This window comes from Stutzerimonas sp. KH-1 (assembly GCF_054483855.1).
In genome coordinates this window covers 32980-46809 of the sequence record NZ_CM137011.1, presented here as the reverse complement: position 1 = coordinate 46809, position 13830 = coordinate 32980, and the positions used below count along the sequence as shown (strand labels likewise).

Here is a 13830-nt window from a genome sequence, read left to right as displayed (position 1 = left end):
CGAAAGGTGCTGGCCTTTTTGCTTAAGGAGGTCATCTTGATTGATGACAAGTTATTACCGGCAAGGCTGTTACACTATGTCGCACACGAAACACCCCTTTACAAACTGGCAGGCCGTTAAAGCCCAGACGATCAGCTCGACAACATGAAATGAGCCCTCAGCAGCGAGGCGTGATGCTTGATGCATGCCGCTGACGCGCGACCGTTTTCCCGTGGCAGGCGACTGCCTCACCTTCGCGGTTCCCGACTTGTTTCACCAGTGACAGCCAATCGTGCCCCTGCCAGCCGCCGAGGCTGCGTCGCCACGCCCGCATGCCCGGCAAGGTTCCTTAAGATGGAGTCCCTCCGATGTATGCACTCATGGCTGTCGTGTTCGTCATAGGCTATCTATGCATAGCCTTTGAACATCCACTGAAAATAGACAAGGCCGCCGCGGCGATCCTTACCGCCGTGCTCACCTGGACCATTCTGGTACTGGGCGCCGACCACATCCTGCCGCTGCTGCAGCATGGCAGCCATGACCCGGCCGACTCGTCGGCGGTGGTGGTGGAGGCGCTGCGTCACCATCTGGGCGAAGTCTCGGAGATCCTCTTCTTCCTCCTCGGGGCGATGACCATCGTCGAGCTGATCGACTCCCACGAAGGCTTCAAGGCCATCACCGACCGCATCCAGACCCGCAAGCGCGTACACCTGCTGTGGATCGTCGGTTTCCTCACCTTCTTCCTCTCCGCGGCGCTGGACAACCTGACCACCACCATTGTCATGGTCTCGCTGCTGCGCAAGCTGATCCGCGGCCGTCCTGAGCGCTGGCTGTTCGTCGGCGTGGTGGTGATCGCGGCCAACGCTGGCGGTGCCTGGTCACCGATCGGCGACGTGACCACCACCATGCTCTGGATCGGCAGCCAGATCACCGCCTCGGGCGTGATCAGCGGACTGTTCCTGCCGAGCCTGGTGTGCCTGCTGGTGCCACTGATCATCCTCAGCTTCACCCTGCGCGGCGAAGCGCCACGGCCGCGGCCGCGTGCCCACTTGGCCGAGAAGCACCCGCCGACCACTACGGTGTTCGAGCGCAACCTGGTGCTGGGCCTCGGTCTCGCCGCCCTGCTGTTCGTGCCGGTGTTCAAGACCGTGACCCACCTGCCGCCGTACATGGGCATTCTCTTCGGTCTGGGCGTGCTCTGGGTGACCACCGAATTCATCCACCGCAACAAGAACGCCGAGGACAAGCACCCGCTCTCGGTGGTCGGCGTACTGCGCAAGGTCGACACGCCCAGCGTGCTGTTCTTCCTCGGCATCCTGCTGGCGGTTTCCAGCCTCGCCACCGCCGGCCACCTGACCCAGGTCGCCACCGCGCTGCGCGAGTCGCTGGGCCATATCTATGCAATCAACTACGCCATCGGCCTGCTCTCGGCCGTGGTCGATAACGTGCCGCTGGTGGCTGGTGCCATGAAGATGTACCCGCTGGTCAGCGAGAAGATGTTGGCGGCAACCGCTGCAGAAGAACTCGGCTGGATGTCGCAGTTCGTCGTCGACGGCAACTTCTGGGAAATGCTGGCCTACTGCGCCGGCACCGGTGGCAGCACACTGATCATCGGCTCGGCCGCAGGTGTCGCCGCGATGGGCATGGAGAAGATCAGCTTCACCTGGTACATCAAGCGCGTCAGCCTGCTGGCCTTCCTCGGTTACACTGCGGGCGCCGCGACCTACATCGGCATGCTCGCCCTGCGCTGAACGTAGCGAGCCCGGCCAGGTCGCTGTCCCCACAGACGACCTGGCCAGGGACCTTCCATGACCGTCAGCAAGACCAAAACCAGCTTCTACCGCCGACTCTACGTCGCCTGGCTGATCGACAGCGGCACCGCCTGCAGTGTCCCGGCGTTGATGGAAGCCACCGGTATGCCGCGCCGCACCGCCCAGGACACCCTGGCTGCCCTAGCCGACCTGGATATCGACTGCGTCTTCGTCCAGGACGACGGCGAACGGCATAACGCTGGACGCTACCTGATCCGCGACTGGGGCGCCATCGACAGGGGCTGGATCGAACGCCACCTGCCGCAGATCAAAGCCATCCTCGATTACCCCTGATTGCCATGAACGGCGACCTGCTGCTGGTCCTCGCCCTGCTGGCCGGCTGCGTCGGCCTGTTCGTGCTGAACAGGCCGCGCATGGACGTGGTCGCGCTGCTGGCCATGGTCGCCCTGCCCCTGACCGGTGTGCTCAGCGTGCAGGAGGCATTGGCCGGCTTCAGCGATCCGAGCGTGGTGCTGATCGCCGCACTGTTCGTCATCGGCGACGGCCTGGTACGCACCGGCATCGCCTACCGCCTGGGCGACTGGCTGATGCGCGCCGCGGGCAGCAGCGAAACGCGCCTGCTGGTGCTGCTGATGCTGGCGGTCGCCGGGCTCGGCTCGGTGATGAGCTCCACCGGTGTGGTGGCCATCTTCATTCCCGTGGTGCTGGGTATCGCCAACCGCATGAAGGTCTCGCCGCGGCGCCTGCTGATGCCGCTGGCCTTTGCCGGCCTCATCAGCGGCATGCTGACCCTGGTGGCGACGCCGCCGAACCTGGTGGTCAACAGCGAACTGCGCCGCGCCGGCCTCGAGGGCTTCGCCTTCTTCGACTTCACGCCCATCGGCCTGGCGATCCTGGCGCTCGGGATTGGCTACATGCTGCTGGCGCGGCGCTGGCTCGGCTCCGACAAGCACGGCCCGGCCGTGGAACCGCGACACACCCTGGCCGATCTCGCGCGAGATTACCGGCTCGACGAGCGCGAGCGACGCCTGCGCGTGCTGCCCGGCTCGATCCTGGCCAATCAGGCGCTGGACGCCCTGCGGCTGCGCAGCGAGTACGGCATCAACGTGATCGCGGTAGAGCGCCACGAACGTTTGCGCAACCTGCTGCTGATGGCCACCGGCAATACCGAACTGTTCGTCGGCGACGTCTTGCTGGTGGACCTGGCCAGCCCGGCCATCGGCCTGCTTGGGGCCTACCGCGAACTCGGTCTCGAGCCGCTGCAGCTGAGCACCTCCTACTATGCCGACCACGCCCGCGAGCTGGGCCTGGCGGAAGTGGCGTTGCCGCCGGACTCGCGTCTGCCGGGCAAGACGATCCAGCAGCTGGGTTTTCGCAGCCGGCACAAGCTCAACGTCGTCGGGCTGCGGCGCAACCGAGAGGCGTTGCAGGGGCTGCTGGTGGACGAGAAGCTCAAGCCGGCCGACACCCTGCTGGTTGCCGGCAGCTGGAAGCACATCCACCGCCTGCAGGGCCTGAGCCGCGACTTCCTGGTGCTGAGCCTGCCGGCGGAGGTGGACGACGTGGCGCCGGCGGCCAACCAGGCGCCATTCGCCCTGCTCGGCCTGGCGCTGATGGTCGCACTGATGGTCAGCGGCCTGGTGCCCAACGTGCTGGCGGCGCTGATCGGCTGTCTGGTCATGGGCCTGTTCCGCTGCATCGACATGGACAGCGCCTACAAGGCGATCCACTGGCAGAGCCTGGTGCTGATCGTCGGCATGCTGCCCTTCGCCCTCGCGCTGCAGAAGACCGGCGGCATCGCCCTCGCCACCTCGGGGCTGGTCGGCCTTCTCGGCGATGCCGGGCCGTATGCGTTGCTCGCCTGCCTGTTTCTGCTCACAGCACTGATCGGCCTGTTCATCTCCAACACCGCCACCGCCGTGCTGATGGCACCCGTCGCACTGTCCACCGCCGAACAGCTGGGTGCCTCGCCCTACCCGTTCGCCATGATCGTCGCACTCGCCGCTTCGGCCGCCTTCATGACGCCGATCTCCTCGCCAGTGAACACCCTGGTGCTCGGCCCGGGGCAGTACCGTTTCGGCGACTTCGTGCGCATCGGCGTGCCCTTCACCGTGCTGGTGATGATCGTCGCGGTGCTGCTGGTACCGCTGGTGTTTCCGCTCTGAGGCGGCATCACACAGGGCGCCGTGACGCTCAATATGGCATGGCGGGCAAGTGGCACAGCCGTTAAGCTCGGGGCCTCATTCGAAAAAGAACAACTCCATGCCTCAACGCGTCGCACTGTTTCCGGTCCTGCTGGCCGGTGCCATTCTTTTGCTGGTCGTCCACGGCCTTGGCCGCTTCGTATACACCCCGCTGCTGCCCTGGCTGGTGGAGGACGGCCTGCTGACCGTGCAGGAAGGCGCCAGCATCGCCAGCTGGAACTACCTCGGTTACCTGATCGGCGCGCTGCTCGCGGTGCGCTGGCACCGCGTCGCGCAGATCCGCCGCAGCCTGCCCTGGGCACTGGCGTTGCACGTGCTGAGCAGCCTGCTGCAGACCCAGGCCGAATCCGCCGATGCCCTCGCCGCGCTGCGCCTGGCCAACGGCATCAGCAATGGCCTGGTGTTCGTCCAGGCGCCCTCGCTGATCCTCGAGTGGCTGGCACGCCAGCAACGCGTGTCGGCCAGCGGGCTGGTCTACCTCGGGGTTTGCGTCGGCCTTATCCTGTCCAGCCTGCTGGTCAGCCTGAGCGACGGTTACCTGCTGGGCGCCGATCGCTGGTGGCCGGCGGCGCTGCTGTCGATACCGCTGGCCTGGTGGGGCTGGCGCCAGCTGTCGCGGCTGGACCTGCCAACCGAGCAGGCACCCGCCCCGTCCGCGACGGCGCCGAGTGGCAAGCTGCTCGACCGCGCCAGCACGCCGCTGTTTCTTTCCTACGCCGGCGCCGGGATGGGCTACATCCTGCCGATGACCTTTCTGCCCATGGTGGCGCGCCTGCAGGTGGAGCCCGGCGACTTTCTCATCGGCGGCAGCTGGCTGGTGGTGGCGCTGGCGACCCTGCCCTCGCCCTGGCTGTGGAACCGTCTGGGTGTGCGCCTGGGCGACGACATCGCCCTGCGCCTGAGCTATCTGACCCAGCTGCTCGGCGTGCTGGCCGCGCTGCTGTTGCCGGGAGCCGTCGGCATCCTGCTGTGTGCGGTGCTGGTCGGCGGCACCTTCCTCGGCACCGTGCTGCTGACCCAGCGCCTGGCCCGCGCGCTGCAGCCGCATCAGGGCCCACGCCTGTCGGCGGCACTGATAGCGCTGTACGGGCTGACCCAGCTCGCTGCGCCCTGGCTGACCAGCATCTGGATGGGCATGGGCGGCAGCCTGCACAGCGCCTTCTGGCTTGGCGCCGGCGCGCTGCTCTGGGGCCTGCTGTGGATGCTGATGGTGCCGCGCCGGCACTAGCCAGCCGAGGCGGTTGTGGGACAATGCGCGCCCAGCCGCCAACCTTCAGTCGATCCGATGCCACGCAAAACCTCGTCCCAGCCGCGCCCTGCCGAGCCGAAGGCCGTGCTGCATCCACGCAACCGCCACAGCGGCCGCTACGACTTTCCCAAGCTGATCGCCGCCTGCCCGGAGCTGGGCGAGTACGTCATTCTCAATCCCTACGGCAAGCAGAGCATCGACTTCGCCAATCCGGATGCGGTGCGGGTATTCAATCGCGCGCTGCTGCGACAGTTCTACGGCATCCAGCACTGGGACATTCCCGCCGGCTACCTCTGCCCGCCGGTGCCGGGACGGGCCGATTACCTGCACGGTCTGGCCGACCTGCTGGCCGCCGATAACGGCGGCGTCATCCCGCGTGGCGCCGCGGTCCGGGTGCTCGATATCGGCACCGGCGCCAACTGCATCTACCCGCTGATCGGCCATCGTGAATATGGCTGGCGCTTCACTGGCAGCGACATCGACGCCACGGCGCTGGCCTCGGCGCGCACCATCGTGGCCGCCAACGGGCTCGACAAGGCCATCGAGTTGCGCCGACAGGACACGCCGAAGCAGGTCTTCAAGGGCATCCTGGCGGCGGAGGATCGCTTCGAGCTGACCCTGTGCAATCCGCCGTTCCACGCCTCGCAGGCCGAGGCTGCCAGCGGCAGTCAGCGCAAGTGGCGCAATCTTGGCAAGCTGGACCCGAGCCGCAAGCTGCCGAAGCTGAACTTCGGCGGTCAGGCAGCAGAGCTCTGGTGCGAGGGTGGCGAAGCGGCATTCGTCGCGCGCATGGCGGACGAGAGCGTGGCGTTCGCCAAGCAGGTCTACCGGTTCAGTACACTGGTATCGAAGGGCGGCAACGTGGCACCGCTGATGGCACGCCTGCAACGCCTCGGTGCGCGGCAGGTTCAGGCTTTGGATATGGCACAGGGGCAGAAGAAAAGCCGCTTCGTCGCCTGGACCTTTCTCGATGCAGCCGAACAGGCTGCCTGGCGCGCCGAGCGCTAGCCGCGGACCTGAACCGCGGCGACGCTCAATGCCGTAGATGCATCAGACGGCAATATCCCAGACCTGGCGGTCCTTGAGCGCCAGCGTACGGATGTAGCGCGGCTCGCCGTTGATCTCTTCCAGTTCGGTCATCCCGGCCAGCTCGCCCACCACGCGGTATCGCTTGCCGACGCGCTTGTCCTGTAGCGGATAGAGCTTGGCGATTTGCTGGGCGAGTTCGGTGAGAGTGGACATCGGTTATTGCTCCATTGACTGCGTGCGGCAGGTATTTACCAACTGTTGATGACGGTTATGCGACAGCCGCGCCTGGATCAGGGACCCCGACTGCAGCGTGTTCATGGGCGTGCACGCACAAATGCCGATAGCTTGCTGCTAAGAACCGGCGATTTGTTCTTAACTTCTTCTACGCCGCTTCGTCTTTGAGCAGTGATTGGCCGATTGATTCCCTACCCGCCGTACCGTTTGGCGGCCGTTGCGGTCGCCAGACTGCGGGAGCGGAAGAAGAAAACGGATCGAACGAGGAAACCGGCGGCACAGCCGCCAGGCTCAGCAGGTGCCCAGGCCCAGCTGCAGCAGCGCCAGACCACCACGCTGCCAGCCCCACCAGGCAAGTAGCGCCAGCGCGCCCAATAGCAGGACACCGGCCGCGCCGAGCCAAAGCCGACGCATCAGCTGGCCTGCGCCGTACGCAACCTATCCACCGGCTGCTCGCGAATCGGCCAGTTGAGCAGCGCGGCGATCAGGCTGAGGGCGATCGCGATCTGCCAGACCAGGTCATAGCTGCCAGTACGGTCGTACAGCCAGCCGCCCAACCAGCCGCCGAAGAACGAGCCCAGCTGATGGAACAGGAAGGCGATGCCACCGAGCATGGACAGGTTGCGCACGCCGAACATGGTCGCCACCGTGCCATTGGTGAGCGGTACCGTGGACAGCCACAGCAGGCCCATGGCAATGCCGAACGCATAGGCGCTCCAGACGGTCAGCGGCATCAGCAGGAAAACACTGATCACCACCCCGCGGATCAGGTACAGCCCGGCGAGCAGCTTCGGCTTGGAATAACAGCTGCCCAGCCAGCCGGCGGTATAGGTGCCGACCACGTTGAACAGCCCGACCAGCGCCAGCACGGTGGTGCCGACCTGCGCCGGCAGGTGCTGGTCGACCAGATAGGCCGGCAGGTGCAGACCGATGAACACCACCTGAAAGCCGCAGACGAAGAAGCCCAGCGCCAGCATGCGGAATCCGGAATGGCCAGCCGCCTCGCGCAACGCCTCGCCCAACGACTGCTGCGTACCGGCCGCTGCCGGTGCCTGCGCGGGACTGCGCATCATGCCGGCGAGCGGCACGATCAGGGCGACCAGCAAGCCCAGCGCCAGCAATGCCGAGGACCAGCCCAGCCATTCGATCAGCCCCAGACTGCCCGGCAGCATGATGAACTGGCCGAAGGAACCCGCGGCACTGGCGATGCCCATCGCCATGCTGCGCTTTTCCGGCGGCACCGCCCGGCCGACTGCGCCGAGAATCACCGAAAACGAGGTACCCGACAGCCCCAGTCCGATCAGCAGCCCGGCGCTAAGGGTCAGCGTCATCGGCGAATCGGACAGCGCCATCAGCGCCAAGCCCACCGCATAGAGAATGCCGCCGATGAGCACGGCACGCGCGACGCCGAAACGATCGGCCAACGCGCCGGTGACCGGCTGCACCAGGCCCCAGATCAAGTTCTGCACGGCGATGGCGAAGGCGAACACTTCGCGCCCCCAGCCGAACTCGGTACTCATCGGAGGCAGGAACAGGCCGAAGCCGTGGCGTACCCCCAGCGAGATGGCGAGAATCAGCGAACCACCGGCGAGGATCCAGGCCGAGTTGCGCCATGCAGCAGTCATGAACGTCATTCCTTGGAGAAAAGGCGAGCAGTTTACTCAGGATACCCTGAGCCTTAGCAACTGCTCGTCGAACTGTCCCGCTCGGTTAAACTGCAGCTGTTCTACCCACCTCTATGAGTACCTCATGCCGATTCGCCACTGCATTGTTCATCTGATCGAGAAAAAGCCGGACGGAACCCCAGCCGTCCTCCACGCCCGCGATTCGGAGCTGGGCGAATCGCAGGCCATGGAAAACCTGCTGGCGGACCTCAACGAAAGCTACAACGCCAAGCAGGGCAAGGCCTGGGGCTTCTTCCACGGCGAATCCGGCGCCTATCCATTCAGTGGCTGGCTGGCGCAGTACATGGAAGGCAATCAGGACTTCACAGCGTTCAGCCGCCAGGCCGTCGAGCACCTGCAGAAGCTGATGGAGGAATCCAACCTGTCCACTGGCGGCCACGTGCTGTTCGCGCACTACCAGCAGGGCATGACCGACTACCTGGCCATCGCCCTGCTACATCACAGCGAAGGCGTGACAGTGACCGAATCGCTGGATGTGGCGCCGGCCAAGCATCTGGATCTGGGCCAGTTGCATCTGGCGGCGCGCATCAACATTTCCGAGTGGCAGAACAACAAGCAGTCGAAGCAGTACATTTCCTTTATCAAGGGCAAGAACGGCAAGAAAGTATCGGAGTACTTCCGCGACTTCATCGGCTGCCAGGAAGGCGTCGACGCCCCGGGCGAGACGCGCACCCTGCTCAAGGCCTTCAGCGATTATGTGGAGAGCGAGGACCTACCGGAGGAGCAGGCGCGCGAAAAGACCTCGGCACTGGTGGACTACGCCAGCACCCAGGCCAAGCTGGGCGAGCCGATCACCCTCGAGGAACTCTCCGGGGTGATCGACGAGGACCGCCCGCGGGCCTTCTACGAGCACATCCGTAACAAGGATTACGGCCTGTCGCCAGAGATTCCGCCGGACAAGCGCACCCTCAACCAGTTCCGCCGTTTCACCGGCCGCGCCGAGGGGTTGTCGATCAGCTTCGAATCGCACCTTCTGGGCTCGAAGATCGAATACGACGAGGACCGCGACATGCTGATCATTCGCCAGCTGCCCACCCAGCTCAAGGACCAGCTCAAGCGCCGCAAGGACTGAATCTGCCATGCGCCTGCCGGACAGCCTGCTCGACGACTGCCTGTGCGACCCCGGCGCGCCGCTGGGGCGCGATCCGGCACGGGACTATGGTCTCGACAAACAGCAGGCACAGGCGCAGCTGGCAGGCCTGAAGGACTGGCTGCGCGAGCAGCAGAGCATGCTCATGGCCAACCGACGTGACGTTCCGCTGCTGGTGCTGCAGGGGCCCGACTGCTCAGGCAAGAACGGCGTGGTGCGCCGCGTTCTTGCCGGCCTCGACCCGCTCGGCATGTCAGCCATCGGCTTCCAGGCGCCGAGTCCGGACGAGCGTCGCCAGGCATTTCTGCAGCGCTACCGCGAGCGCCTGCCGGCCCCGGGCACGCTCGGCGTGTTCAACCGCAGCTACTACGAGGCGCTGGTCAGCGATGTACGTGACGGCCTGTGCGCGGCGGCGGAGCTGCCACAACGCTACGCGGCGATCGCCGAGTTCGAACAGCAGATGGCCACGCGACGAATTCACCCGCTCAAGTGCTATCTGCAGCTTTCGCTCGCCGAGCAGAAGCAGCGCCTGCATAGCCGTCTGGATCATCCGGAAAAACGCTGGAAACTGACCCTCGGCGATCTGCGCGACCACCGCCACTTCGCCGAGCATCAGGCGCAATGGGCCGATGTGCTGAGGAGGACCCACCGCGACGCGGCACCCTGGTATGTGATTCCTGCTGACCATCGCTGGCTGCGCGACCTCATCGTCGCCAGCCTGCTGGCCCGCGACTTCGAACGCCTGGCGTTGAGCTGGCCGAGCGGCCCGGCGCCGTTCAGCCATGCCGACCTGGACGGCACCCCATGAGCCGTTTCGCCTGGCTGCTATGGCTGCTATGGCTGCTGCCGTTGCTGGCGCGGGCGCAGGACGGCGGCGCGACGCCCGAGCCGTCGGTGGACGCGGTGCGTTTCACCGTGGCCAACGCCGAGTTCACCCTGATGCACGAAATGGGGCACCTGCTGATCAGCGAACTGCAACTGCCCGTGCTCGGTCGCGAGGAGGACGCTGCCGACCAGCTCGGTTTCATGGGCCTGTTCCTGCTGCAACGCGAACAGCACCGCGACGACTTCTACGCCAAGCTGATGGATGTCGCCGATTACTGGCGGCTGGAGTGGCAAGGCGCCGAGCGCAGCGGCACGCAGGTGCCGGTTTGGGACAGTCACGCGCTGGACGCCCAGCGTTTCTACAACATTGCCTGCCTGGCCTATGGCAGCGATCCGGACCAACTGGACTGGGTGCTGGAAGTCAGCGGGCTGCCGATGGAGCGCGCACTGTACTGCCCCGACGAGTACGAGCAGGTCGCCCATGCCGTGCAGTGGTTTCGTGAGCACTTCGGGCGCAGCAGCACGCAACCGCTGCGACACCGAATCAAGGTGGTCTACGACACGCCACCTGCGCACCTCTCCGGTGGTGCCGAGCTGCTGGCGAAGATCCGTGCCAGCGGCGAACTCGAAGCGGTGGCGGCCAAGGCCAGCGAAGCCTTCGCGTTGCCACGCGATCTGACCCTGCGCATGTCCACCTGCGGCGCCCCTGATGCCTGGTTCAACCGCATCAGCGGCGAGCTCACCCTATGCTACGAGCGCATCGCCTACTTCCGCGAACTGGCCGCGGAGCTGCCGAACGTGCGCCGCGCGGCCCCGGCGGCGCAGTAGGTCTCAGCGCGCCTCGATGCGATAGCCGCTGCGCGGGAAGTGCACATGCACGACGCCGGCGCGATCGTCGCTGCGGCGCAGGATCAGCTCCTCAGCACCAGCGAACACCAGCTCACCCTCGACCGGGTCGGCGCCGTAGTCCACCGCGGCGATCGTCACCGGCTGGCCTTCCTGGAAACCGTTCGGATCGACGAATGCTTCCTCGGGCAGCGCCGCCGGCTCGGCCTCGCGCGCGACGCGCACAGCATCCTCGCCGGACATCTCGCTGCTCGAGCCATGGCCGACGCCCAGCACCTTGCCCAGCCACGCATGGATATCCGTATAGCCGTCCACCAGCGGCGCGGTGACCGGCGTCGCGCGCAGGAACCAGAGGCAGTGCGCGACCGCGAAATCCGCCAGCGAAGGCGCAGCGCCGAGCAGGAACTCGCCCTCCTCGCGCGCCAGCTGCTGTTGCAGGCGCGACATGAACACCGGCCAGTTGCTCTTGGCCTGCTCCAGCGGCACCCGGTTCACCGTGCCGTTGGCGAACAACTGCGCGCGGTCCTGGCTGAACACCTGGACGAACTCCTTGGGCACCTGGGCGAAGCGCACGGCCATGGATTCAGGCTGGAAGACCAGGCTTACGGCATTCAGGAACAGCACCGAGTCGGCCCACTGGGCAAGTGTCGCTGCGGTGAATTCCTGGCCTTCGGGGAACAGCGCCGGGGTGGCCTTTTCGGCCTCGAGTCGACGCGCGATCAGGGCGGTGTCGCAGTAGATGTCGGCGCCGACCTGCAGCACCGGGGTGCGCCGGTAACCACCGGTCAGCGCGGTGAGATCAGGCTTGGGCATGACCGGCGGGATCATCACCGAACGCCAGGACAACTGCTTGAATCCGAGCATCAGGCGCGCCTTCTCGGCGAACGGTGAGGTGGGATAGTGGTGCAGGATCAGCTCGTGCATGACAGGTTCCGCCAGAGTGGATTGGGTCAAGGAGCATCAGCTTAGACGCTCCGCTCGGGCGAGCCTACCGGCTGATTAGCGCGTCATTCACGCGACGGTGCCGGCCGCGCTGACCAGACGCTCCTTGGCACGCTTGTCCAGACGCTTGATGGCGATTTCTCGGCGCAGCGCATCGCCCTTGCTGGCGCAGGCCTCGACATAGACCAGCGCCTGCGCCGGGCTGGAATGGAAAAAGCGCGCGCCACGCCCGCGCTGGTGCTCGGCGAAACGCCGCTGGGCATCGTCGCTGATGCCGCAGTACAGCGCACCGTTGGCGGCACGCACCAGGTAGACGAACCAGGGCTTGGGCTGGACCTCGGTCATGTTTGGCAACGATCTCGACGGCGGGGACAACAGGGCCGGCATTATGCCGAACTGACGCGCCGCGGTCGTCCATCCGGGCTGCGTCTAGCAGAGAGGCCGTTCGCTGTCCAGATATGGTGGCGGTTCGCCTTTGCGTATACTGCGCCGATGTTTGCCCATTCCCTGTTCCGCAAGCGCTGCGCCACCTGGCTGTTGGCGATCGGAATCTTCCTGATGCTCGGCAGCTGCGCCGAAAAGCCCAGCGAGCTCGAGCGCATTCAGGAGGAAGGCGTACTGCGCGTGATCACCCGCAACAGCCCTTCCACCTATTTCCAGGATCGCAACGGCGAAGCCGGCTTCGAATACGAACTGGTCAAGCGCTTCGCCAATACCCTCGGCGTCAAGCTGCAGATCGAAACCGCCGACAACATCGAAGAGATCTTCAACCGCCTCAATCGCCCTGGTGGCCCGGCACTCGCCGCCGCCGGCCTGGTGGCCAGCGAAGGCCGGCAGGAGCTGGCGCGCTTCACCCGCTCGTATCTCGACGTCACCACCCAGGTCGTCTACCGCAGCGGCCAGCGCCGACCGACCAGCCCGAAGGATCTGATCGGCAAGCGCATCATGGTGCTCAAGGGCAGCAGCCAGGCCGAGAAGCTGGCCGCGTTGCAGGCCGAGTATCCGGACCTGCGCTACGAGCAATCCGATGCGGTAGAAGTGGTCGACCTGCTGCGCATGGTCGATGAGGGGCAGATCGACCTGACCCTGGTGGAATCCAACGAGATGTCCATGAACCAGGTGTACTTCACCAACATCCGTGCCGGTTTCGACGTCGGCGAGCAGAACAGCCTGGCCTGGATCGTACCCAAGGGCGAGGACGACAGCCTGCTCCAGGCAGCCAACTCCTTCCTTGAAAAGGCCCAGGAGAACGGCACGTTGCAGCGCCTGCGCGAGCGCTACTACGGCCACGTCGACGTGCTCGGCTACGTCGGCGCCTATGCCTTCGCCAAGCATCTGCAGCAACGCCTGCCGCGTTATGAGAAAGCCTTTCGCGAGACGGCCAAGAAGCATGGCATCGACTGGCGCCTGCTGGCCGCCATCGGCTATCAGGAATCCCACTGGCAGCCGGAGGCCACCTCCAAGACCGGCGTGCGCGGGCTGATGATGCTGACCCTGCGCACCGCCAACGCCATGGGCGTGACCAATCGCCTCGACCCGGTGCAGAGCATCCAGGGCGGTGGCAAGTATCTGGTCAAGGTCCATGCCGGGCTGCCGGAAAGCATCCTGGAACCGGATCGCACCTGGTTCGCCCTGGCTGCCTACAACGTCGGCGGCGGCCATCTGGAGGATGCGCGCAAGCTCGCCGAAGCCGAAGGGCTGGACCCCAACAAGTGGCTGGACGTAAAACAGATGCTGCCGCGCCTGGCGCAGAAGCAGTGGTACAGCAAGACCCGTTACGGCTACGCCCGCGGCGGCGAACCGGTGCATTTCGTGGCCAACATCCGCCGCTACTACGACATCCTCACCTGGGTGACCCAGCCGCAGATGGAGGGCCAGCAACTGGCCCACAGCGAACTGCACATCCCCGGCATCAACTCCACCGACCTGATGGAAGAGCTGCCGCCGCTCTGACCGGCATGCCGCCCGCTCCGCC

Annotated in this window: 14 protein-coding genes; 9 read left to right on the top strand and 5 right to left on the bottom strand. The window is 65.7% G+C overall.

Features of this window, described 5'->3' with window-relative positions; all coding sequences use genetic code 11:
• The first annotated feature begins 347 nt into the window (after positions 1 to 347).
• The 5 genes from nhaD (at position 348) to rlmF (ending at position 6212) form a co-directional block, all read left to right on the top strand.
• Positions 348 to 1730 carry a sodium:proton antiporter NhaD gene (nhaD, locus tag ACX1DW_RS00210; RefSeq protein ID WP_063542413.1) on the top strand — a complete coding sequence of 461 codons (1383 nt, stop codon included), beginning with the start codon at positions 348 to 350 and terminating at the stop codon, positions 1728 to 1730.
• Positions 1731 to 1787: 57 nt separating this feature from the next.
• Entirely contained in the window at positions 1788 to 2084 is a 297-nt protein-coding gene (locus ACX1DW_RS00205) for a winged helix-turn-helix domain-containing protein (RefSeq protein WP_208216544.1), read from the top strand.
• A 5-nt stretch (positions 2085 to 2089) separates the two neighbouring features.
• Positions 2090 to 3916, top strand: coding sequence for an SLC13 family permease (locus ACX1DW_RS00200; protein ID WP_458992475.1), 1827 nt, complete (start codon positions 2090 to 2092; stop codon positions 3914 to 3916).
• Between the two features lie 97 nt (positions 3917 to 4013).
• On the top strand, positions 4014 to 5183 hold the full coding sequence (locus ACX1DW_RS00195; RefSeq protein WP_013983665.1) for a YbfB/YjiJ family MFS transporter: 1170 nt from the start codon (positions 4014 to 4016) through the stop codon (positions 5181 to 5183).
• A 57-nt stretch (positions 5184 to 5240) separates the two neighbouring features.
• Positions 5241 to 6212: a 23S rRNA (adenine(1618)-N(6))-methyltransferase RlmF gene (rlmF, locus tag ACX1DW_RS00190; RefSeq protein WP_458992474.1), complete on the top strand. Its 972-nt coding sequence runs from the start codon at positions 5241 to 5243 to the stop codon at positions 6210 to 6212.
• A 42-nt stretch (positions 6213 to 6254) separates the two neighbouring features.
• On the opposite strand, the gene ACX1DW_RS00185 is transcribed toward rlmF, so the two are convergent.
• The 3 genes from ACX1DW_RS00185 to ACX1DW_RS00175 all read right to left on the bottom strand — a co-directional run bounded on the left by ACX1DW_RS00185 (position 6255) and on the right by ACX1DW_RS00175 (position 8092).
• A complete protein-coding gene (locus ACX1DW_RS00185; RefSeq protein WP_133456389.1) occupies positions 6255 to 6446 on the bottom strand; it encodes a hypothetical protein in 192 nt (63 codons plus the stop codon).
• A gap of 312 nt (positions 6447 to 6758) precedes the next feature.
• The gene (locus ACX1DW_RS00180; RefSeq protein ID WP_256359738.1) at positions 6759 to 6881 is read right to left on the bottom strand and encodes a hypothetical protein; all 123 of its coding nucleotides are present in this window, start codon (positions 6879 to 6881) and stop codon (positions 6759 to 6761) included.
• On the bottom strand, positions 6881 to 8092 hold the full coding sequence (locus tag ACX1DW_RS00175; RefSeq protein ID WP_133456388.1) for an MFS transporter: 1212 nt from the start codon (positions 8090 to 8092) through the stop codon (positions 6881 to 6883). The genes ACX1DW_RS00180 and ACX1DW_RS00175 overlap by 1 nt, the downstream gene beginning before the upstream one ends.
• 124 nt (positions 8093 to 8216) lie before the next feature.
• Between ACX1DW_RS00175 and yejK the strand changes: the two genes are divergently transcribed.
• Genes yejK through ACX1DW_RS00160 form a run of 3 tightly spaced genes read left to right on the top strand, consistent with a single transcriptional unit; the run spans position 8217 to position 10895 of the window.
• Positions 8217 to 9224, top strand: coding sequence for a nucleoid-associated protein YejK (gene yejK, locus ACX1DW_RS00170; protein WP_063542399.1), 1008 nt, complete (start codon positions 8217 to 8219; stop codon positions 9222 to 9224).
• 7 nt (positions 9225 to 9231) lie between these two features.
• On the top strand, positions 9232 to 10050 hold the full coding sequence (locus ACX1DW_RS00165) for a polyphosphate kinase 2 family protein (protein ID WP_253748258.1): 819 nt from the start codon (positions 9232 to 9234) through the stop codon (positions 10048 to 10050).
• Positions 10047 to 10895 carry a DUF4344 domain-containing metallopeptidase gene (locus ACX1DW_RS00160; protein WP_133456386.1) on the top strand — a complete coding sequence of 283 codons (849 nt, stop codon included), beginning with the start codon at positions 10047 to 10049 and terminating at the stop codon, positions 10893 to 10895. The genes ACX1DW_RS00165 and ACX1DW_RS00160 overlap by 4 nt, the downstream gene beginning before the upstream one ends.
• 3 nt (positions 10896 to 10898) lie before the next feature.
• Here ACX1DW_RS00160 and ACX1DW_RS00155 read toward each other — a convergent pair whose 3' ends face one another.
• Both ACX1DW_RS00155 and ACX1DW_RS00150 read right to left on the bottom strand, forming a co-directional pair.
• Entirely contained in the window at positions 10899 to 11837 is a 939-nt protein-coding gene (locus ACX1DW_RS00155; RefSeq protein WP_133456385.1) for a glutathione S-transferase family protein, read from the bottom strand.
• Positions 11838 to 11924: 87 nt separating this feature from the next.
• Positions 11925 to 12200: a GIY-YIG nuclease family protein gene (locus ACX1DW_RS00150; RefSeq protein ID WP_044316459.1), complete on the bottom strand. Its 276-nt coding sequence runs from the start codon at positions 12198 to 12200 to the stop codon at positions 11925 to 11927.
• 147 nt (positions 12201 to 12347) lie between these two features.
• Here ACX1DW_RS00150 and mltF point away from each other — a divergent pair, with 147 nt between their 5' ends.
• Complete coding sequence (mltF, locus tag ACX1DW_RS00145; RefSeq protein ID WP_044316460.1) at positions 12348 to 13808, top strand: membrane-bound lytic murein transglycosylase MltF; 1461 nt, start codon at positions 12348 to 12350, stop codon at positions 13806 to 13808.
• Positions 13809 to 13830 lie beyond the last annotated feature (22 nt).